Genomic DNA, 20,060 nt, shown 5'->3' on the forward strand with positions numbered 1-20,060 from the left:
TGCCTGTCTTGAAAAGTTCAGTTCGCCTTTGGCGTTGTCGCAGGCAGACGCTCTCTACGAGACGCCAAGGGCGAACGCGGACTCGCTCTAAGCGTTGGCGCAGCCTCTCGTAGAGAAGCTATGCCAAAGGCTTTACGCTGCGCTATCGGCGAGAAACGACGCGATACACTTTTCGCCGTGGCAAACCCTTTTCTACCAAAGGCTGCGCCAACGGGTTCGGGGGTGACGCTCGTTGCGCGGCATTGTCTTCCCATCTCCCAAAGGGAGAGGCTAGCGCCTGCCGTAGGATGCCCGTTCGCCTTTGGCGTCTCCTTTAGGAGAAGGGCTCTAGGGAGAAGACTCGCTCTCCAAACCTTTCTCCTTTTAGGAGAAAGGTTTGATGGTTACTCCCCAACGCTACAAGGGAAGGGGCTGTTTTTGTGAGGTCTATATTGGACTCAACTGAGAACCCCTATATATGTGAGGCATACCCTGATTTGCTTTATGCCTGCAGCTGACAGAGCAGTAAACCAAACCATTGATTTGAATCTGTCCACACATGAAGAGGTAATAAACCTTGTGTGGTGAGTTGCTGCTTGATAGTATTAAGGTCAAATTTGCGAGAAATTTCAGTGAGGATAGTCTCACCTAGTGCAAAATTCACCTTGAGGTTAAGAGCGCGTAATTCTACAATTTGCGATCGCAGGCTGCGTAAATGCATTTCTATTTGATGCTCACTTTCATTGTAAAATGCCCTGTGTTCAAACTGGGTGGTGTCAAAATTCCCCTCAAACCGCTGATTTAAATGCTCCAGCATATTAAGGTTAAATGCTGCTGTCACTCCCTGGCTGTCATTATAAGCTGGTTCCAAAATCTGTTTCGGCTTTCGTAAATCTATCCCCAACAATAAATATTCACTTACTTGTAGGGCTTCTGTAATTTCAGAAAAGAAGATATCACACTCATTAGGTGTCAGATTACCTAAACTGCTACCAATAAAACAAATCATCCGACTGGGTAATTGCGTAGGTATGAGTTGTGCAAGGGCTAATTCATAGGTTCCCGCTAGTGCATAAACTTGCAGTAAGGGATAATATTCTAATAACTGTTTAGCACTACTTTCCAACATACCTGCACACACATCAATTGGTAGGTAGTGCAGGGGATAGCCTAGCTGCTGGTAGGCATCTAGTAAAATGCGGGTTTTGCTAGAACTGCCACTGCCAAGTTCTACCAATTCACAAGCGCCAGTTATCTTGGCAATTTCACTAGCATACTGCTGTAAAATCGTGGTTTCTGTGCGTGTGAGATAATATTCTGGTAAATCACAAATTTGCTCAAACAGATTAGAACCACGGTCATCATAAAAGTAACAGGGGGGTAGAGATTTAAGTGTTTGAGTTAATCCCTTAATCACATCACTCCCAGCATTAGGTGCAACTATTTGAGTTGCTCCTACCAAACGCTCTATCTGCAAGCGTTTTTCAACGCTGTTTTGAGAAGTAACCTTGCTGTTAACAGCTTTAGATATCGACATTAAACCTCCGTATGCTTGGCGTAATAGGTTACCCTTAATAGCAGACCTTTACCCCAATCAGTGAAACACATAGTCATAGCTAATAAAATCATGCCTGAGCTATATTGCTCAAGCTTTAGAGCTATTTTTAGGCATTTTCCCATTAAGATGATAGCAAGTAAGTGCTTAAGTGCTATTGCTAACCCGTTACTTCATTAGCAGCACAGCGAAACCCTGCGAAAATCTGGCGCACACCAGGATAATACCAATTGCGAAAACTAGAACGCAGTACCCAAAGACGAGTTGCTCAACTACCGCGTTTTAAAAGGCGGTGCTTGTGGGCGATCGCAATCAAAGCGTTGGGCGGTTGGTTCTTCATCTCCCCAAGGATAGGTGCGGTGATTATTAGCTTGTGCATCCCAACTGACTGCTTATTTCCCATTTCGCTTCTGTGGGTAGCCGCTTACCCACAAATCGCGAATATGCCTCGGCTTCATACCAACTAACACCGGAAACTGAGTGATTATCCCAACTGCGTAGCTTGCCACCTTCTCTACGAGACGCTCCGCGTAGCTTGCTTAAGAGTAGGGGGTACGGCATCGCTGCACCAGTAAAAGTGCAAAAGTTTTCGGGCGACATTCATCCAAGGCTTGAGAAATAGCCTCCTTCACATTAGATTTGCTCAATTTGGATCTCACAGTCTGCTCCCACACTAATGATGCTATTTTCTGGGCAAGCAATCCAATTACCTATAAATAGAGGTTCGGACGCAATAATTACAGATTTTGGAAAAGTCGGATCATCTCGTATCCAGTAAAGAGATGGAGGCGGTGAAGTCGTAGCAACACGAGAAGCTATTAAGCGATGTCCGTCACTAAAGATTACATTGAGTGAGGTTTCTACTTGATAGCGCTTTGCCATCTCTAAAAGGGTTAATAATGTGGTACGTAAAGCATACTCTGGAGGTCGATGTTTGTTAATTTGACTTTGTGAAAGTAACAATGCAAAAATGTGTTCGGAGTCAGTACTGCCATTAATTTTTTCGTAAAAATCTTGAGTTAAAGTGCTGCGGATTTTTCTGTGTAATGTTTTCCGAAAATTTTCGATTCGTCCATTGTGAATAAATAGCTGTTGTTGATGGTTAAAGGGCTGACAATTAACAAAATCTACGGCTTGTTCGGATGTAGCACTGCGGACATAAGCAAGTACACACTTTGATTCAACGTAACGGCTGAGACTGGGTAGGTTGATATCATTCCAAATAGGTAGGGTATTTTTGTAAATAAAAGGGTCAGTATCTTTTTGACTATCATACCAACCCACACCAAAGCCATCTGCATTTATTACCCCAGAGGTCATTTCGCGGGGTTGATAACTCTGGACTATCAGCGAGTGTTCTGGTTTATACAGAAGATGATCTAAAGAAATAGGCGAACCGAGGTAAGCAAGTAAACGGCACATTATGAATATTCCACCTTCTATTAACACAATTATTGGGCAACAGCCTTACCCGCTTTTATTTACCATCATCAGTGGTTCGCACTTATATGGTTTTCCGTCACCTGATTCTGATTATGACTTGCGTGGTGTGCATATTTTACCAGTTAAAAAAGTGGTGGGATTAGAGACTGGGAATGAAACTATTGAAGTCTCAGAAGTTTGCGAATCTTTAGAAATTGATTTAGTCACTCATGATGTCAAAAAATTCTTTTTGATGCTACTTAAAAAGAATGGTTATGTATTAGAACAACTGTATTCACCTTTAATATTAACAATTTCACCCGAACATGAGGAATTAAAATTTATTGCCAAAAATTGTATTACCCGTCATCATAGCTACCATTATATTGGTTTTTAGGCAACACAGTGGAAACTTTTTAATCAAGAAAACACGCATCGAATTAAGCCATTACTTTATGTGTATCGTGTTCTATTGACTGGGATTTATCTGATGCAAACAGGGTATAGTAGAAGCTAATTTAATTAAGCTCAATGAGGTTTTTAATTTACCATATATTCATGATTTAATCGTCCAAAAGCTAGCAAGCACAGAAAAGTCTATTTTGTCAGATATTAATGTAGCTTTTCATCAAAGAGAATATGAACGTCTGCGTAATATGTTGCAGGAGGCCTATGAATCCAGTCCATTACCTGAAGTACCTTCAGCTAAGGTGGCTTTGCATAATTTGTTGCTACGCCTGAGAGCGAGGAGCTATGAATTATGAGTTCTTATATCAGGTTCGGTTAAACACTTATAATATGTGTAGGTTAGGGAGCCACTGCGTTGCGTACTTTCCAAGAGTTGTTCGCTCTTAGCGTTCCCGCTATGATAGCAAATGGCGTTTGAGGAACGTAGCAAGATCCTGAAGGGTAACCCAACCTACATTGTGAGATTTTATTATAAGTAATCACCCAAACTTGATATTAACTCCTCACTTTTAGCTTTTTTAAAAAAGAGAACTTTTTCAGACGGATTTTTAATTCTATGTTGGTTAGAGAGTAAAGGTACTAATTTGTTTGTGTCTTAATAGGTAGGACGATTACAAACTCTGTTCCTTGTTGAAGTTTTAATATTACTTCTATGTAACCTTTATTTTTGTCAATTCTTTGATAACAAATACTTAAACCTAACCTAGTACCTTATAACAGTGCTGGTGCTGCTGTGGTATTTTCTACAGGAAAAAACTCAAGTTTTATGCCCAATATTTTTTCTAATGTGGTACGAAAAAGTCCAAAATATCGTTGCAAGTCTTTAATTCCAGTAACATCTGTAACTACAAGTTTTAGATTTTTTTGTGCAGTTATTGCCATTTGATATGAGCTATTATTAATAAAAGTAACTCCTGTTATGCAACAAGCAGCAAACAGTAGCGAATACCAAAGAAAGTTGCGCCTTTTCATAGGTCTGAATGATATTACGAATGTAAAATTTTTTTATCTATTATTTAGTAATATACTTATGCAGTTTATTACTTATTTGTATTCGTGGCTTCTGTAATATTACGGAAATAAATTTTCGGAGTTTGGCAATTCTGTTTGTTGGAAAATATTCTTGTTGCTTTATTACTTTTTATACTTGAGCCTGCTTTTCCCTGCTTAAAAGGGAGGGAATTGAGCTCCAAGAAATGGAGTTATACCAATTCTCTGTAAACTTGCACTAAATAATGACTCTTCTCTTCCTTGGCGTTCTTGGCGGTTCGTTTAAAAAATTAAGTGCATCTTCATGGAGAATTGGTATTAGGAGTTAAAAACTCTTAACTCCTAACTCCTCATTTCTAACTTTTTTACAACTTCAAATTCCAAGCAGCAAAAGCTAAAGCACCCCAACCCGCAAGAAAGGCTGCACCGCCTAGTGGTGCGATCGCTCCTAAGGATTTAATCCCGGTTAAGCTAAGAGCGTACAAGCTACCTGAGAAAATAGCAATGCCAATGATAAACAGCCATCCACTGGCTACGAGTGTGGGTTGAGGGAACTCGGTACGACTAATTAATAGTGCTACTAGAAAAAGTGCTAGAGCATGATACATTTGGTAACGAGCGCCAGTCTCAAAAATTTCTAGCGATCGCTCAGTAAGTTTTTCCCGTAAAGCATGGGAAGCAAAAGCACCAGCAGCAACTGACAAACCGCCTAAAATGGCAGCTACGCTCAAAAAAATCTGCGTCATTAGACCTAGCCGTAAGTTGATTATTAGTCATTAGTCATTGGTCATTAGTGAATAACAAATGACAAAGGACAAATGACTAATGACAATTAGACATCAAAATGATATGATACAGCCCCTTCTTCGTTCACCTTAAAGTTTGCATTGAAGTCTTTAGCTTTTTCATCTAAATATTGCCTAGCATGGGCTGCGGGTAGTTGTGCCTGCATGGCAAAGCCTAAAACAGTTACGCGCCCATGATTTTCTTGTAGCATCTCATAAAAAATCAATTGTAGGCGATCGCTAACTTGTTGATTAAGCGCCTTTTTCTCCTGTCTGCTTTGACGGTACAATCCCAATGCTAACCATGTGCCTAGTGTTAGAGTAGGAATGCCAAAAATTAGACCACCAACAGCAGCATTATCATCTTCATAAGTAGCATTTGGTGCGGTAAAATCATACCCATCTTTCACTGGTATGTACACCTTAGGTGTAGCAAATTTTTCCAATGCCGCTGTTGCTGATATCATTACAAACATGAATCCGAGTGTCAGTAGCCAACCGGCAGCCAATTTTTCAGCAGTTTTCATAGTTCCACTTCAGATTTTAACTTTGCTAGCGATTTTAACCTGACTTTCGCAAAGGGATTTTAGAGTGCGATCGCTTCCTTTATAATAATTATTCATGCTTTCAATCAGAGCGATGTCTAAGGGCGGACTACGCCTACGCCAAGATAAAAAGCAGAACTAGATGCCAACTGCAATACCTACCAGTGTTAAACCTTGAGATTGTCAAATCGCAGCAAAGGTATAGTATTCATCCTGCTGCGATTCTAACTTCACTTACGTGTAGCTTCAAGTAGGCGGGAAAAATAAAAACGAGTCTTCGTCATCGCCTTTCGTTGCACTGAAAAACCATTTTTTTCCAAGATTCTTACCACATCAGCCTCACGATGTAAATATGCACGAGTCGCTTTACTTGGCCCAGGAAAGAAACTGCCAATTTTCTTGAGTATACTCAGGGCGCAGGTCTTCGGCGCAAAACTGAGAATTATCCGCGACTGTGCCAAAGAACAGAGGTGAGAAATCATCTCATCGGCTTTTTCTTGGGGATAGTGGATGAGAACATCCAAGCAAATAACAGTATGGTAACTACCACTCAACGATTCCAAATCCTGCACGGCAAAAGTGGGATTTTCGGTATTTTGCAAAGTTTGCTTGGCTCTATGCTTGCCTTCTTCCACCATTTTTTCTGAAATATCGGTGGCATACACTTTGGCACCATCTACCGCTAGGGGGATGCTAAGACTACCTACACCACAGCCTGCATCGCAAATTGATAAATCTGGTAAATTGTTATCAGCCTTCAGCCAGCCGAGAACTGTATCCACGGTTTGCTGGTGTCCATTGCGGATGTCTAGTTGGATTTTGTTGACTTCGCCATCGCCGTAGATTCGCCTCCAACGGTCAAACCCTGTGGAATTGAAATACTCACGAACAATCATTTTCTCGTCGGCTGCGTTCATAAACTTTGATTTTTAAGGGTTCCCAATGCTTAAAATTATCATTGATAGGAACCCATAAGAGCGGTCTTGCAGATTTTTCCAGATATAGTTTGCGGCTATGGGCTTGGAGCAAGTTTTTTCTTTGGCATCAGACACCGTATTTTCAGTTTCCCGCCGCATTGGTTAATTGCGATCGCTGTTGGGTCAGGTGATGAGTGTATCATTAGATGGGAATCGACAAGAGCGATCGCATGGTTTCCATGTCATGTTCTCCACAAGTCTTATAAAGGTAAGTATTGAACACGATTACTTAATTCTCCAAGATAGGCTGTTTTAGCAATAATTTCTAAATCACGAACACAATCGCCAACAGTAACTCTGAGTTTATGAGCATAAATAACACCAGCAAAATTTATTTGTTTGTCTTGACGACGGTTAGCTTCAGCAAGAAAATCTTCATCTTGGGAAAACAAAGCACGCTCTAAGCTCGACTTTATCCAAAATTAGGAACTCGGTTTTATTTATCCGGCAAAATCCTGGCTTTTTGACAAATACTTTTGGAACTTCACAGATGTATCTATGAAGTTCCAAAAGTCAAACTACCATCCCACAATAGTTTCAGCCATAGCGATCATGCAACCAGGGAGCAGGACTATCGCGTTACAAAAAAATGGATTTTGTCGAACTTAGAGTCATGGAAGAGCGCTAAAGTCGGCATATAAAAAGTTAAGCAATACCTTTCGCCGTCTGGGCGACGATGAAATCAACTACATCCTCTAGGCGTTCTGTACGCTTGTACACTTCACGCTGCCGTGTTGCCCCATTCCCATGCTGCATCGTCTGCTGTACAAGCGATGAAATCTCCTCCCAGTCTCCATACTCTTCTAGGGATGGCCGCACGAAGGCTAGAAACTTCTCAAGCAACTCCGGCGCTGGGACAGCACGCATTGCTTCAATATCTATTAGTTCTGTATCCAATCCATAGCGTGCAGCACGCCAGTGAGCAGCACGTATAAGTTCGTGGCGCGCAGCCGGGAACGGTTCGTCTATTTTTGCTTGCTCGTAACAAGTCCGTGCCAAGGCACGCACCAGTCCCGCAACCATTACCGCTTCGTCTACGGTCATGCATACATCTGTGACGCGAAATTCTACTGTTGGGTAACGCTCAGAAAGACGCGCATCCCAGTATATCTTTGTTGCCTCCTCTATACTCCCTGTTGCGATTAAAGCTTCTGCAAGCGCTTGATATTCAGCAAATGACTCAAAAATTAATGGTGGCCCTGATATCGGCCACCTGCCCCAAATTTCCGTGCGGTAACTTGCATATCCTGTATCCATGCCCATCCAAAAAGGCGAGGAAGCGGCTAGCGCCAGAAGGGGTGCTAGCCAGATTCGGGCGCGGTTCATGACGCAAAGTGCCATCTGAGGATCGCTAATCCCAACGTGTACGTGACAGCCAAAAATCATTTGTTCACGGGTAAGTTGCTGATAATCTCGCATCAGCCCTTGGTAGCGTTCTTTGGGCGTAATCTGCTGTTCTGACCACGAAGAGAACGAGTGCGTCCCAGCGGCAGCAATTTTGTTCCCGTCTTTGGCTGCTGCTGCAATTACTTCCCGCCGCAAACGTACAAGTTCTGCGCGGACTTCCGCCAGCGTTTTACAGACGGGTGTGCCAATCTCTATCTGCGAGAGATAAACCTCAGCTTGTACCTCTTCCCCAAGAGCTTTGTTGGCTATCTCTAAAATTTGCTGTTGACGCGAACAAAGCTCACGAGTTACCGGGTTGATAATTTGGTATTCTTCTTCGACACCGATAGTGAAGTCTTCTGTCTGAGATGCCATATAAAATGTCTCTGTAAGGGAGCAACTTTTAATATTAAACGAGGTTTTAGGCGATAAAAGCAAACTAAATGCCTAGCAAGAGTTGAAACTATAAACCTGCGATCGGGTCAACTTCTAGTTTCAATTTTCGTTTTGAACAAGTTCAAACCGCCACCTCTGAAGATGTCTATTCCAAAAAGGGCATTTTCAGACAGGCTATGTGAGTTCATTTTAATTATGCTCCCGAATTGTAGGCTTTATTTAGTTTGGTGGCTGACTCTTTTAATAAGTGTTGTTGATGAGCATTTTTTGGTAACACCAGTTGGCGTTCAATACCTATTGAGCTAATGATACATGGAAGTCCAAGAACAACTTCATTGCCAATTCCATAGTTAGAATCTGCTCTCACCGATACTAGAAATATCTGCATTTCGAGTAATTACATCTTTGTTAAGAAAAGATAAGTTGCCAGCCAATCAGGAAAATTGCTATATCTGCAAAAATATGGCTGATGTATCCAGGCCAGATTGAGCAATAAGTTAAGTAGCACCATGACCAAATCGCCCCTGCTAGGAACACGCCCAATGAGCATAATGTTGTCGCACGCCAGTCGAAGTAAGCTGCCAAACCAATAAACAATCAAGATGATGCATAGCATCAATAGCCCTAACCCAACTCCAGCTAACAAATCGCGTCCTTTGGGATATTGAACTTTTAAATTCTCTTTCTCGACAAATAACAACCAAATAATGGGTACTACCAACAACCAAATTTTAGATAATAAAGCTACTAAATGTCCTTTCGAGCCAGGGAGCATAAGTAGAACGAGGTGAAAAAACCAAACTATGTAAAGATAAGTAAATACGTAGAATTTTTCTATAAAGGTAACAGAGATATGGGCAGCCGTTTAAGGGTATTTCTGACTAGAGAGCAAGATAAAACTCTTTTTAACCTGAGAACAGCAGATGTACCCCAAAAGGTAAAAGACAGAGCAGAAGTCATCAGATTGAGCGCAGATGGTTGGTATGTATAAAAAATAGCGACTCACTTTAATTGGACTGCACAGACAGTACGAGAAGTCTTGCATAAATGGCAAGAACTAGGAATAGAGGGACTTTGGGAAAAACCAGGGCGCGGAGGAAAATCAAGGTGGGTGGAAGGTGACATGGTTTTTTTAGAAGAATGTTTAGAGAAAGAACCACGTACATACAACAGTGTTCAATTAGCCCAAAAATTAGAACAACAACGCTCCATCAAATTAAGTCCTGACTGGTTAAGACAGGTACTTAAAAAAAGGGGGTGATTTGGAAAAGAACGAGGAAAAGCCACAAGGGAAAACAAGACCCAGTAATACAGCAAATCAAACAGGCAGACTTAGAAATACTGGAATTATCTGCGGGTGTGGGTGAAATAGATTTAAAGTATATGGATGAATCAGGCTTTTGTGCATGGAGTGAACCAAGTTACAGTTATTACTTCCGAGGCGAACAAAAACGTTTAGAACAAAGCAAGCGTCGGGGTCGAAGGTTAAGTATTATTGGCTTTCTTCAACCGTTAATTAGTTTTGTTTACGGTCTGGTAATTGGAGGCGTTTCACGCAAATCTTATATTCAGATGATGGAGATTGAAGCAGCCCTTGCCCAAAAGTATGGACGCATCAGAGTCATAGTGCAGGATAACGGGCCAATACATCGGTGTAAAGAAGTACAGCAGTTATGGTCAAAGTGGGAAGACATGGGTTTGTACATCTTCTTTTTACCCAAATATTGTTCTGAGATGAATCCAATTGAATTAGAGTGGCAACACCTCAAAAAAGATGAACTTGCCTCGAAAACTTTTGAGGATGAGTTAGACCTTGCTTATGCTGTCATTGATGGAGTTCAAACAAGAGGAGAAAAAGGAAACTACAGTACACAGCGTGTAAGATTTAACTTTAACTCTTCTGCTTAATTGTTTGTTACATACTTATAAATTTTCTCCACGACTTACTTATACAGTTGAGTTGCAATACCAATGCTCGGAACTGGCACAAGCAACAATAGAGCTAGTAGTGCATTTCGATTTACATTAGGTTTGAACATGCGAAAGTTTTGTTGTATTTCGATGGTTTTAAGTTTTACTATTACTTTTTATACGCGAACTATAAAACCTTCGTCTCGTAATCAGACTTGAATCAAGTGACACTTTGTACGTTGTCACATAAATTTAATACTAAAACTTGTATGAAGTTGTGTGTAATATTCCCTCGCTCGCAGCATTTATATAATGATTTTTTGTGCCGCTCTACTTACAGATAATTAAAATGCATAGCGTCCTGCAACGTTGTGAAGGATCTGGGATTTGACGCGGACACAGCAAAGTAAGCGCAATGCTATGCAAACAGGGAATTCAAAATGTACACAAAATAATGTATATCTAATTTGACGTGTATTGCTAAAATCGCGATTGCAGCATGTCAAAGCGGCTATGCACACACTTTGCAACACAACTCCATCATCGGGCTACATCTTAGCATTGGACTTAGGTACGACAGGCAACCGCGCCTTTGTGTTTAACGCAGACGGCAAGATTGTTGGGCAGGCATACAAAGAACTAACTCAGTATTATCCTCACCCAGGATGGTTAGAGCATGACCCTCAAAAAATCTGGCAGGATACCTGTTGGGTGATGCAAACTGCAATTGGGAATGCCCAGATTGCTCCATCAGCGATCGCAGCCTTGGGACTAACTGTGCAGCGTGAAACCTGCTTGATTTGGGACAAAACTACTGGTAAACCATTCCATAGAGCAATCGTCTGGCAAGATCGCCGCACTGCTCCCCTTTGCCACCAGTTGCAACAGCAAGGGTATGCTGAAGAAATTTCTGATCGCACCGGATTAATTATCGATGCCTACTTTTCTGCTACTAAGCTCAGATGGTTATTAGACCAATTTACCGATATTGATTTGAACAATGTCTTAGCAGGCACCATTGATAGCTGGGTGCTGTGGAACCTCACAGGTGGGAAAGTCCATGCTACTGACCACAGCAACGCCAGCCGTACAATGTTGATGAATCTCAAAACCTGTGAGTGGGATGAGATTTTACTGGATCTGTTTCAGATTCCGGCTCATATTTTGCCCCAGATTCAGCCTAGTTTAGGAGTTTTTGGAGTTACTGATGCGACTTTGTTGGGCGCTGAAATTCCGATCGCTGCCATCTTAGGGGATCAACAAGCGGCTCTATTTGGTCATGGCTGCGATCGCCCTGGTTTGATGAAATGTACTTACGGTACTGGTAGCTTTTTGTTGGCTCACACAGGCTCTGAAATTGTGCGCTCGCCGCATCAACTCATTTCTACAGTGGCATGGACTCAAGGGAAGCCAAGGGAGACTTTAGATGTAGGCTATGCTCTTGAAGGCAGTATGTTTACTAGCGGTGCTTGTATTCAATGGTTGCGCGATCACCTGAAGCTGATTAAAACTGCTGCTGAAACTGAAGCGATGGCCAATCAGGTAAAAGATAATGGCGGAGTCTATTTTGTGCCTGCATTTAGTGGACTGGGCGCACCTTACTGGGATATGAGCGCTAGGGGAGCCTTTTTCGGCATTACCGCCAGTGTACAACCAGAGCATCTAGTTCGCGCCGTGTTGGAAGCGATCGCCTATCAAGTTCTGGAGGTGGTGCAGGCGATAAATGCATCTAGCAGTACTCCAGTTGGTCAATTAACTGTAGATGGTGGTGCTTGCGAGAATAATTTCCTAATGCAGTTCCAGGCTGATGTGTTGGGTATTCCAGTTGAACGTCCGACAATGCGCGATACGACAGTTCAGGGTGCAGCATTTGCAGCAGGTTTAGCTGTAGGATTTTGGGAGAGCTATGAAGCATTGGTGCAGCAACGGCAAATTGAACGTGTGTTTGAGCCGGGGAGCGATGACCCATTGTCCAATTTTGCTATTTGGCAAAAGGCAGTGAAACGCACTCTCGCTTGGGAAGAGTAGCCCTTCACTAAAAAGGAGTTGAAGCAAAATTCATAGCATGTTAATTGTTTTGCTCCATCATCAAGATATTTGGTTGTCTGGGAATGCAGCAATTCCACTTTCAGATAGTCACAGTTACTGCCTATCTGAAAGTGGAAAAACCTACATTAGACCTCTTGCAAAAGTTCCTAACACCCCACCCCCAACCCCTAAGAGCTTGCTCTTAGGGGAGACAAAGCGTAGCTTTGGCGGGGTGGGGTTCTTATTTTTGATTTATGCAAGAGGTCTATTTTTCAAATCTACATTCTACTATTTATTTGGCACGTAGATTGTATTTGAAGCTATGGTGTAAATTTAAACACGGTTCCTTGTCCAGAAGCACCACCAGTAGAGGTGGTACCATAAAATGCACCATTAGCAAGTTGAATTAGGGTAGACTCTGGCGTTGCCCCATTTGTGCCATTAAAACTAAATAACAAAGTGATGGTTCCTCCAGGTGTCAACCGATAGATGCCTCCTTTATTATTTGCACCACCTGTAGAAGTCGTACCGTAGAAGTTACCGTCGCTTCCTTTTGTGAGTCCACCTGTGGGGTTGGCCCCATTGCTACCATTAAAACTGGCAACTAAAACTGGTGTACCGCCACCGAGCGGAAACCTAAATATAGCTCCTTGATTACTGGCTCCACCCAGAAAACTTGGGCCATAGAGAAATTTATCAGATTCAATTAATGCAGCCCGAGGATTTCGCCCATTAGCGCCACTGAAGTTATATGAAGTTATTGCTCCTGCGGGAGTTAACTTGTATACCACACCATTATTAGTTGCTCCACCTGCTGAGGCGGTGCCATAGTAGTTTTTGTCACTACCTAATTGCAACCTTCCTAATGGAGTTGCTCCATTAGTACCATTGAAATTAACTAAGGTAGTGGGGACACCACCAGTCACAGGAATCTTGAATACAGTTCCTTTACTGTTGACCCCACCGGCAGAAGTTATCCCCACCAAGCTGCCATCGCTACCTGAAATCAATCGAGCTGCTGGGTTAGCTCCATTAGTGCCATTGAAATTTAAAAGGGTTGTCAGGGTTGTAAAAGTTGTTTTTCCTAACTTAAACACCGTACCAAGGTTATTTGTACCACCTGTAAAGGTTGCACCATATAGATTCTCATCACTTGCCTGGAATAATCTAGCAACTGGGTTAGTTCCATTGGTTCCAGTGAAGTTAACTAGTGTAGTCAGAGTACTTAAAGTAGAACCAGTTAATTTGAATGCTGTTCCTTTACTTTGCGAACCACCTGCGGAAGTGGTTCCATAAAGATTGCCATCCTTCCCTGCAAACACACCTGCTCTTGGGGTCGCTCCATTAGTACCGTTGAAATTTACAACGGTTGTTAATGTTCCTGCAAAAGCTTGTTGCAAGGGCAATACTAATGGAGACGCCAACACAGCCAGGGAAGTTAAAACCAATACTCTATTTTTGTTTTGACGTTGTTTGCACAGATTCATCTTGTTCACTTAACTCCTACAAAAATTTGCTCACACACAAATCCGAAATAAATCTCCAGCCTACCCTTCTGGTGGACGAGACCCTACGCGCAGCTTGCTTCCACGTACCACTTCGTGGAAGCAAGCTACGCGGAGCGTTCCGTAGGGAAGTGCTAGGGAACTGCTTTACAGAACGTGGTTTCACTGTGGGTGTAGTCGGTTATTCGTTATTAATCAGGCTGGAGATTTATTTTTATGAATCTCCCTGAGACTGGGTATAGCGATTTTCGTATGGATGCAATATGCTATGGGGCGCAAGACTTTGCACTCCTCAACAGATATGTATTCCATACAATTGAAAATAGCTACAATAGATTGACTGAACGGATTTTGTAATACGTGATCTCACAACTAATTTGTGAGATCACGTACTATAAATTCGTTATTTCAACCAGATTTTAGTGAGAACTCAGCAGGAATTTTGGTATAGTCTTGGTCAGAAAGAATTCAGAAATCCTCTGGCTGCCTATACCCCAATGGCTGTATTCACACTTAAGTTAATTGCTGAAAATGAGATCATTTATGATTTCGTTTAGTAACATAACATACTCATTATTTTTTAGATGTCGTGAGCAACACAAAAAATTTTAATTTAATTTTTAGCTTTGCTACAGGAATCCGATTTGATTTTTGAAAAAAACTAAGGGAGAATACCAGAGCAAACGCACGTAATTTGTATAATCCTTGCTGCATAAGGATATTGATTAAAAAATAGCCTAAATTATCAAATGCTCAAACCCTTGCTATTAAAGGATTATTATCCTTTAGATGCAAATAATACTACTTATAGATCAGGATGCTGGACGCATGATTACTAAACCTAAGATTTTTATTGATGGGGAATCGGGAACCACAGGCTTACAGATTTACTCACGCCTCAGCCAACGGGATGACGTCGAGTTAGTTAGCATTGAGGCATCTAAACATAGGGATGCAACTGAGCGAGCCAAGCTAATCAATGCCGTCGATGTTGTGATTCTCTGCCTACCTGATGACGCAGCCCGCGAAGCTGTTAGCTTAGTCAGTAGTAGTACGGTTAAGATCCTTGATGCTAGTAGTGCCCATCGCACAGCTAAAGGCTGGGTATATGGCTTTCCTGAACTAAATCCAGGACAGCGAGAGAAAATCGCTAGCGCCCAGTTTGTCAGCAATCCAGGCTGTTATCCTACAGGATTTTTAGCCTGTATCCGTCCGTTGATTGCCAAGGGACTCCTGAAGAGTAATTTTCCGATTACCGTTAATGCAGTATCAGGTTACTCTGGTGGCGGAAAGAATCTGATCAAACAGTACCATACCTTCCACGAACAGCAAGCTGGGGAAGAGTCGCTCTATCCTTATGGCATCTACGGTTTGCAGTTTGGGCATAAGCACGTTAAGGAAATGCATTACTTTTCGGGGTTAGCATCGCCGCCGCTGTTCGTACCGGCAGTGGGAGATTTTGAGCAGGGGATGTTGGTGCAGGTGCCTTTGCCGCTAGGCATTTTGGATAATCCACCATCAGGTGAGGTGATTTATCAAGCAGTTGCTGACTACTACCAAAGTGAAAAGTTCGTGCAGGTTGCGCCATTCCAAGATTCTACTCTGCTGCGAGACGGAACGTTTCTGGATGCGATGTCTACGACGGTCACTGAGCGCAGCCGAAGTGCGGGCTACGCCTACGCAATCAACGGCACTAATATTGTTCAGGTTTTTGTATTCGCCAATGACACTACTAAAGAAGCGTTGCTAGTTGCTCGTCTTGACAACTTGGGTAAGGGCGCATCGGGAGCCGCAATCCAAAACTTAAACATCATGCTCGGTTTTCCAGAAGAGTTGGGATTGTTATGAAAGAGCGTTAGGCATAAGGAAAAGGGAGTATGACTTTTACTCCATGCTCAATGACTAATGGCTTGTGCTAGACAGCGATAACTATTATTAGTGCGTAAATTACCCATTTGAAAAAGCAAAAAGGCAAATTGAGAAAGCAATATGCCTTTTTGCTTGTTGAATCTACCGAAATGAGAAAGCATTCAAGCCTTTTGAGAAAGCAATATGCTTTTTTGCTTGTTGAATCTACCGAAATGAGAAAGCATTCAAGCCTTTTGAGAAAGCAATATGCCTTTTTGCTTGCTAAATCTACCGAAATGAGAAAGCATTCAAGCATTTTGAGAAAGCAATATGCTTGAATGCTTATTGAAATCCAATACGCTTGGGTTAAAGCCAAAAACCTTAACCTACAATTATCCTTAACCCAAGCGTATTGTATTGAAATCGACTTCAGCAAAATAGAATAAAGGCATCAGGGGAAACTACCGTTAAGAATTCAGCTTGGGAAACCGCAAGGGCGGGGTGGGGTTATTGGCTGTGGTTAGCATAACTACTTATGCGAACCTGATATTATTGACTTAATGATTTTGGAACTTTCAGTACTTTTTTTTGGTGATTCTTTTTTCAGTTCCTCAAGCAATTGAATTACATAATGATCAAAGCCTCTATTTCGTTCTTGAACTGATTCAATCAAAGGTTTATCAAAAAGATTAATAACATACTTGCCTAGTTGGATACCTAAAGGTTTTAAATGTCCGCCCTCTAAAGATTTCAGAAACTCTTGGGGTGGTTTTTTTAGAATTTTACTAAACCATTTACAGGTTAATTTAGCAATATTATCAGACTTAAAACAGACTAAACCCATGATATTAAATAGCCCACTATCCTTGATTAAGTTCTTGGTTTCTTCAGGGGTTGGTTTTACACCCCAGCCAAGATTATCGATGATATCTGCTAAAAATTGCGGACGAATTGCGCTAGCTGTATCGCTAATATCAGGTGCTAAGAGGATAGAAACTTGCCCCTTAATAAAGACACTCTTAATTTTGATATTCCGATGCACGTAAGTATAAATTAATTTTTTAACTTCCGCAGTTTTTCGCGTCAGATCATCAAAGAGAATGTTAACATCTGCAATGACACTTTCTATCTGTGACTCATCCGAAGTATTAGATAACAGGCTCCGAATAAACTGTTTTCTATCTTGAGGCTTTGAAGGTAAGGCAGTAAATCCTTCTAAGAGGGAGATATATTTACAGCCAAGGCTATGTCCAATCCAAGAAAAGTTTTTATCATCTAGATAGGCTTCATAATCATATCCTGCAACATTTGCCATCCTTACAAGCTCTGGCAAAATTTCATACTGCTCTCTCATGAGAAAACCAGCTTCTACATAATGGTTAAAACTAAAATTAAACGGCAGAAGAATAATCGTATATCCCTGCTCGAATAGAGATTGAAGCAGATAGCGATAGAAAAGCATGGGGCCAAAAGTACCAAAGAAAGCCCCTGCAATAAATTGAATTACCCCTTTAGGCTGTGGATGTAGAGCAACCCAACTGTGAGAAACGGGTTTAAATCTCAGTTTTAAATTTGCATTTACCATGACTTAGCAATGAGTGCATCTCATTTTGGTAGGTGTATACTTAATCTCCAAACTTAGGTTGCTGCTTTTCGGATTATTTAAAAGATTTTTTGCAAAACTGAGATGTTCACCTTGGTAACATAGTAAATGCAAGTGGTTCTCAAAGCTTACAGCATTCACATTTATGAAAGGGAATAAGGAGTAGGGAATAGTGTAGTTCAATAGTAAAATTGAATTGGCGCAAAACTTCTAATAGACTCTTTTAGATTTCGGCAATTTCTTTAGCCAGAGTAATATCTGAACTCGGTCAAAAAGAGGCTGGGGGTAAAAATGTTTGAGAGATACTGGAATTTTACCACTTGTATTCGATCAGATAATCTTGCTGCGATCGCAGTTCATTCAACTTCAGGTGAAAGGACTGAGTTTGTGATTACCCTGCCAGTCAAAGTTAATTAGCGAATAGCCTGTTATTTCCTTGTTTACACTTACAGCACTTTTTGCCTACTTTGTCAATATGTAAATCTTAGCACTATCAGTTTGATTGGCTGCGGTTTTGGCAGCATTTTGAAGATATCGGCACAAGTCCAGTGAACTTTTTCCGCTTCAGTTTAGCTAAAAGCTTTTTTGTCACATCAAATTTATCAGTAAATGAAGCCAAGCATTGCTCGATTTAGGCATTGCAGGCAGCGATTTGTGCATAATAAAGCTTGTACAATTGTCAAGGCGGTTTTTACTGCCAGAATACTTCTCAGGTGTAAGATTTATCGACAGCAAAATTTTTATACTTTGTGTTTTTCCATCCTTGTCTTGTGGCAAAAATGCCCCAAGTTAGGCGCTCATATCTTGCAATAGATAACTTTTACCCTTATGACTGGAGAGCAAAATCTTGGGAATAGAGCTACGCAGTTTCGTATTTCTCGACAGCCTGCAACCTCAACATGCAGCATATATGGGAACAGTAGCCCAAGGCTTCTTACCATTACCAGGGGATACATCACTGTGGATTGAAATCTCTCCTGGTATCGAAATTAATAAAATTACGGATATAGCCCTGAAAGCTGCCTCTGTCCGTCCGGGAGTACAGATAGTTGAACGACTATACGGACTATTGGAAGTTCATTCTGCCTCCCAAGGCGAAACGCGAGCTGCTGGTCAAGCCATTTTGGCGGCATTGGGAGTCCGAAGAGAGGAATGTCTCAAACCGCGGGTTATTTCTAGCCAGATTATCCGCAACATCGATGCTTACCAAACACAACTGATTAATCGCACGCGACGGGGACAGCTACTACTAGCAGGGCAAACTTTGTATGTATTAGAAGTTGAGCCTGCTGCTTACGCCGCACTGGCTGCCAATGAAGCTGAGAAAGCGGCGGCGATTAACATCCTTGAGGTTCAAGCTGTAGGCAGCTTTGGACGGCTTTACTTAGGTGGAAAAGAACAAGATATTCTAGCAGGTGCGGCGGGAGCGTTAACGGCGATTGAAAGTGTAGCTGGTCGGGCAAATCCTCTGGGTGGGCGTCAGGAGTAAAAAAGAGAAAATGGCAAATCGAGAGCATCTAGCTTTATTGAAAGCAGGTGCAGTTACATGGATTGAGTGGAGAAAGAAAAATCCTCAGATTGAACCAGACCTGAGCGCTGCAAACCTGCAAGGGGATAACCTCAGAGGCGCAAACCTTCAGGGGGTAAACTTGAGCAAGGTGGATTTGGGTAATGCTTTACTGGTGCGAGCAAATCTCAGTGGTGCTGACCTGAGTAGTGCCAACCTCTACAAAGCCTTCCTCGTTGAGGCTAACCTGAGTGATGCTAACTTAAGTGTTGCTAACTTGAGTAATGCTATACTTACGCAGGCAGATTTGAGTCATGCCAATTTGATTGGAGCTGACTTGAGTGAGGCGAATCTTAGAGGCGCTGCGATCGCTCATGCTAATCTAATTGGAACTGACTTAAGAGGCGCTAACTTGAGAGATGCCGATTTAGGTGCAGCGAAGTTAATCCGGACTAATCTCTCTTTTGCCAACCTTACTGAAGCTAACTTGATTGCAGCTGACCTTAGCGAGGCAAGTTTGTACGAGGCGGAAATGTTAGGGGCTTATCTTTATAAAACTGACCTTTACAAAGCTAATCTGAACAAGGCTCACCTAAGTGGTGCTTATCTGCTGCGGGCTAACCTAAGTGAAGCTGATTTGAGTCAAGCTGATTTGAGTTGGACTAACCTTAGAGGCGCAAATTTGGCAGGGGCGAATCTCAGAGGAGCTAACCTTAGAGGAGCTGACCTTAGGTTAGCTCACCTCAGCGGCGTAAATCTTCAGGAGGCAATCATGCCTGACGCTTCAAGGCACAATTAGTTTATAAAAAAAAGTAATTGACGTTTAGATTCATTTTCTGGAATTTAAACTAATTTGTGCTGAAAAATTACCCAGCCTTGCTGAGTTAATTAGGTTCATTAAGCTTGAATTTAGCACAACGCTTTTTAGGGAATCCTTTCCTAGAATAAGTTTTAGTACTTAAAATAAGCATATAAAATTTCTGTAAAGCTTAAGTGTTATTGAGCTAAAAAATGCTCTGGATAATCTATCAATTTAACTTATGTTTTCTTAAATATATTTTTATAACATATAAATCTGTTTTCGGCAAATAAAAATACATATTGAAATATAAGTTAACTACAATCCTGTATGAAGCTGAAAATTTTTGTGTATTG

The 20,060-nt window shown here is 41.7% G+C and carries 18 protein-coding genes and 3 pseudogenes; 7 read left to right on the forward strand and 14 right to left on the reverse strand.

What is annotated here, in order from left to right:
- Nucleotides 1-17 precede the first annotated feature (17 nt).
- The 4 genes and pseudogenes from V7K85_RS11830 to egtC form a co-directional block, all read right to left on the reverse strand.
- A complete protein-coding gene (locus V7K85_RS11830) occupies nucleotides 18-254 on the reverse strand; it encodes a hypothetical protein (RefSeq protein ID WP_334813788.1) in 237 nt (78 codons plus the stop codon).
- A gap of 227 nt (nucleotides 255-481) precedes the next feature.
- Nucleotides 482-1,516 (reverse strand): L-histidine N(alpha)-methyltransferase, encoded by a 1,035-nt coding sequence (gene egtD / locus V7K85_RS11835; protein ID WP_334813790.1) that lies wholly within the window; start codon nucleotides 1,514-1,516, stop codon nucleotides 482-484.
- 178 nt (nucleotides 1,517-1,694) lie between these two features.
- Nucleotides 1,695-2,029: pseudogene (locus V7K85_RS11840) on the reverse strand (SUMF1/EgtB/PvdO family nonheme iron enzyme); the annotation flags it as partial.
- Between the two features lie 138 nt (nucleotides 2,030-2,167).
- Nucleotides 2,168-2,956, reverse strand: a complete 789-nt coding sequence (gene egtC / locus V7K85_RS11845; RefSeq protein WP_334813792.1) for an ergothioneine biosynthesis protein EgtC — start codon at nucleotides 2,954-2,956, stop codon at nucleotides 2,168-2,170.
- Nucleotide 2,957: 1 nt separating this feature from the next.
- On the opposite strand from egtC, the pseudogene V7K85_RS11850 reads away from it, so the two are divergent.
- A pseudogene (locus V7K85_RS11850) lies at nucleotides 2,958-3,473 on the forward strand (nucleotidyltransferase domain-containing protein).
- A 662-nt stretch (nucleotides 3,474-4,135) separates the two neighbouring features.
- Here V7K85_RS11850 and V7K85_RS11855 read toward each other — a convergent pair.
- From V7K85_RS11855 to bchM, 4 genes are all read right to left on the reverse strand, one after another.
- Nucleotides 4,136-4,396: a hypothetical protein gene (locus V7K85_RS11855; RefSeq protein WP_334813794.1), complete on the reverse strand. Its 261-nt coding sequence runs from the start codon at nucleotides 4,394-4,396 to the stop codon at nucleotides 4,136-4,138.
- 383 nt (nucleotides 4,397-4,779) lie between these two features.
- Nucleotides 4,780-5,160 carry a DUF423 domain-containing protein gene (locus V7K85_RS11860; RefSeq protein WP_334813796.1) on the reverse strand — a complete coding sequence of 127 codons (381 nt, stop codon included), beginning with the start codon at nucleotides 5,158-5,160 and terminating at the stop codon, nucleotides 4,780-4,782.
- Nucleotides 5,161-5,246: 86 nt separating this feature from the next.
- Nucleotides 5,247-5,726 (reverse strand): hypothetical protein, encoded by a 480-nt coding sequence (locus V7K85_RS11865; RefSeq protein ID WP_334813798.1) that lies wholly within the window; start codon nucleotides 5,724-5,726, stop codon nucleotides 5,247-5,249.
- Between the two features lie 248 nt (nucleotides 5,727-5,974).
- The gene (bchM, locus tag V7K85_RS11870; protein WP_334813800.1) at nucleotides 5,975-6,661 is read right to left on the reverse strand and encodes a magnesium protoporphyrin IX methyltransferase; all 687 of its coding nucleotides are present in this window, start codon (nucleotides 6,659-6,661) and stop codon (nucleotides 5,975-5,977) included.
- 66 nt (nucleotides 6,662-6,727) lie between these two features.
- On the opposite strand from bchM, the gene V7K85_RS11875 reads away from it, so the two are divergent.
- Entirely contained in the window at nucleotides 6,728-6,940 is a 213-nt protein-coding gene (locus V7K85_RS11875) for a hypothetical protein (RefSeq protein ID WP_334813802.1), read from the forward strand.
- Here V7K85_RS11875 and V7K85_RS11880 read toward each other — a convergent pair.
- The 4 genes from V7K85_RS11880 to V7K85_RS11895 form a co-directional block, all read right to left on the reverse strand.
- The gene (locus V7K85_RS11880; protein WP_334813804.1) at nucleotides 6,922-7,113 is read right to left on the reverse strand and encodes a hypothetical protein; all 192 of its coding nucleotides are present in this window, start codon (nucleotides 7,111-7,113) and stop codon (nucleotides 6,922-6,924) included. The two genes, V7K85_RS11875 and V7K85_RS11880, sit on opposite strands and share 19 nt — an antisense overlap.
- A gap of 253 nt (nucleotides 7,114-7,366) precedes the next feature.
- Nucleotides 7,367-8,482 carry a carboxylate-amine ligase gene (locus tag V7K85_RS11885; protein ID WP_334813806.1) on the reverse strand — a complete coding sequence of 372 codons (1,116 nt, stop codon included), beginning with the start codon at nucleotides 8,480-8,482 and terminating at the stop codon, nucleotides 7,367-7,369.
- A 214-nt stretch (nucleotides 8,483-8,696) separates the two neighbouring features.
- The gene (locus V7K85_RS11890; RefSeq protein ID WP_334813808.1) at nucleotides 8,697-8,891 is read right to left on the reverse strand and encodes a hypothetical protein; all 195 of its coding nucleotides are present in this window, start codon (nucleotides 8,889-8,891) and stop codon (nucleotides 8,697-8,699) included.
- A 9-nt stretch (nucleotides 8,892-8,900) separates the two neighbouring features.
- Nucleotides 8,901-9,278 carry a hypothetical protein gene (locus tag V7K85_RS11895; protein ID WP_334813810.1) on the reverse strand — a complete coding sequence of 126 codons (378 nt, stop codon included), beginning with the start codon at nucleotides 9,276-9,278 and terminating at the stop codon, nucleotides 8,901-8,903.
- 78 nt (nucleotides 9,279-9,356) lie between these two features.
- Here V7K85_RS11895 and V7K85_RS11900 point away from each other — a divergent pair.
- Together V7K85_RS11900 and glpK are read left to right on the forward strand one after the other, a co-directional pair.
- A pseudogene (locus V7K85_RS11900) lies at nucleotides 9,357-10,411 on the forward strand (IS630 family transposase).
- A gap of 516 nt (nucleotides 10,412-10,927) precedes the next feature.
- Complete coding sequence (gene glpK, locus V7K85_RS11905; RefSeq protein WP_334813811.1) at nucleotides 10,928-12,442, forward strand: glycerol kinase GlpK; 1,515 nt, start codon at nucleotides 10,928-10,930, stop codon at nucleotides 12,440-12,442.
- Between the two features lie 320 nt (nucleotides 12,443-12,762).
- Here the strand turns inward: glpK and V7K85_RS11910 are convergent, their stop codons facing one another.
- A complete protein-coding gene (locus V7K85_RS11910; RefSeq protein ID WP_334813813.1) occupies nucleotides 12,763-13,929 on the reverse strand; it encodes a choice-of-anchor tandem repeat GloVer-containing protein in 1,167 nt (388 codons plus the stop codon).
- Between the two features lie 849 nt (nucleotides 13,930-14,778).
- On the opposite strand from V7K85_RS11910, the gene argC reads away from it, so the two are divergent.
- On the forward strand, nucleotides 14,779-15,795 hold the full coding sequence (argC, locus tag V7K85_RS11915; protein ID WP_334814016.1) for an N-acetyl-gamma-glutamyl-phosphate reductase: 1,017 nt from the start codon (nucleotides 14,779-14,781) through the stop codon (nucleotides 15,793-15,795).
- Between the two features lie 529 nt (nucleotides 15,796-16,324).
- Here the strand turns inward: argC and V7K85_RS11920 are convergent.
- Nucleotides 16,325-17,380 (reverse strand): DUF1350 family protein, encoded by a 1,056-nt coding sequence (locus V7K85_RS11920; protein ID WP_334813815.1) that lies wholly within the window; start codon nucleotides 17,378-17,380, stop codon nucleotides 16,325-16,327.
- 865 nt (nucleotides 17,381-18,245) lie between these two features.
- Here V7K85_RS11920 and V7K85_RS11925 point away from each other — a divergent pair.
- Nucleotides 18,246-18,887, forward strand: a complete 642-nt coding sequence (locus V7K85_RS11925; RefSeq protein WP_334813816.1) for a hypothetical protein — start codon at nucleotides 18,246-18,248, stop codon at nucleotides 18,885-18,887.
- A gap of 10 nt (nucleotides 18,888-18,897) precedes the next feature.
- Nucleotides 18,898-19,704: a pentapeptide repeat-containing protein gene (locus V7K85_RS11930; RefSeq protein ID WP_334813818.1), complete on the forward strand. Its 807-nt coding sequence runs from the start codon at nucleotides 18,898-18,900 to the stop codon at nucleotides 19,702-19,704.
- The last annotated feature ends 356 nt before the right edge of the window (nucleotides 19,705-20,060 follow it).

It is taken from the genome of Nostoc sp. (assembly GCF_036917615.1).
Taxonomy (GTDB): domain Bacteria; phylum Cyanobacteriota; class Cyanobacteriia; order Cyanobacteriales; family Nostocaceae; genus Nostoc.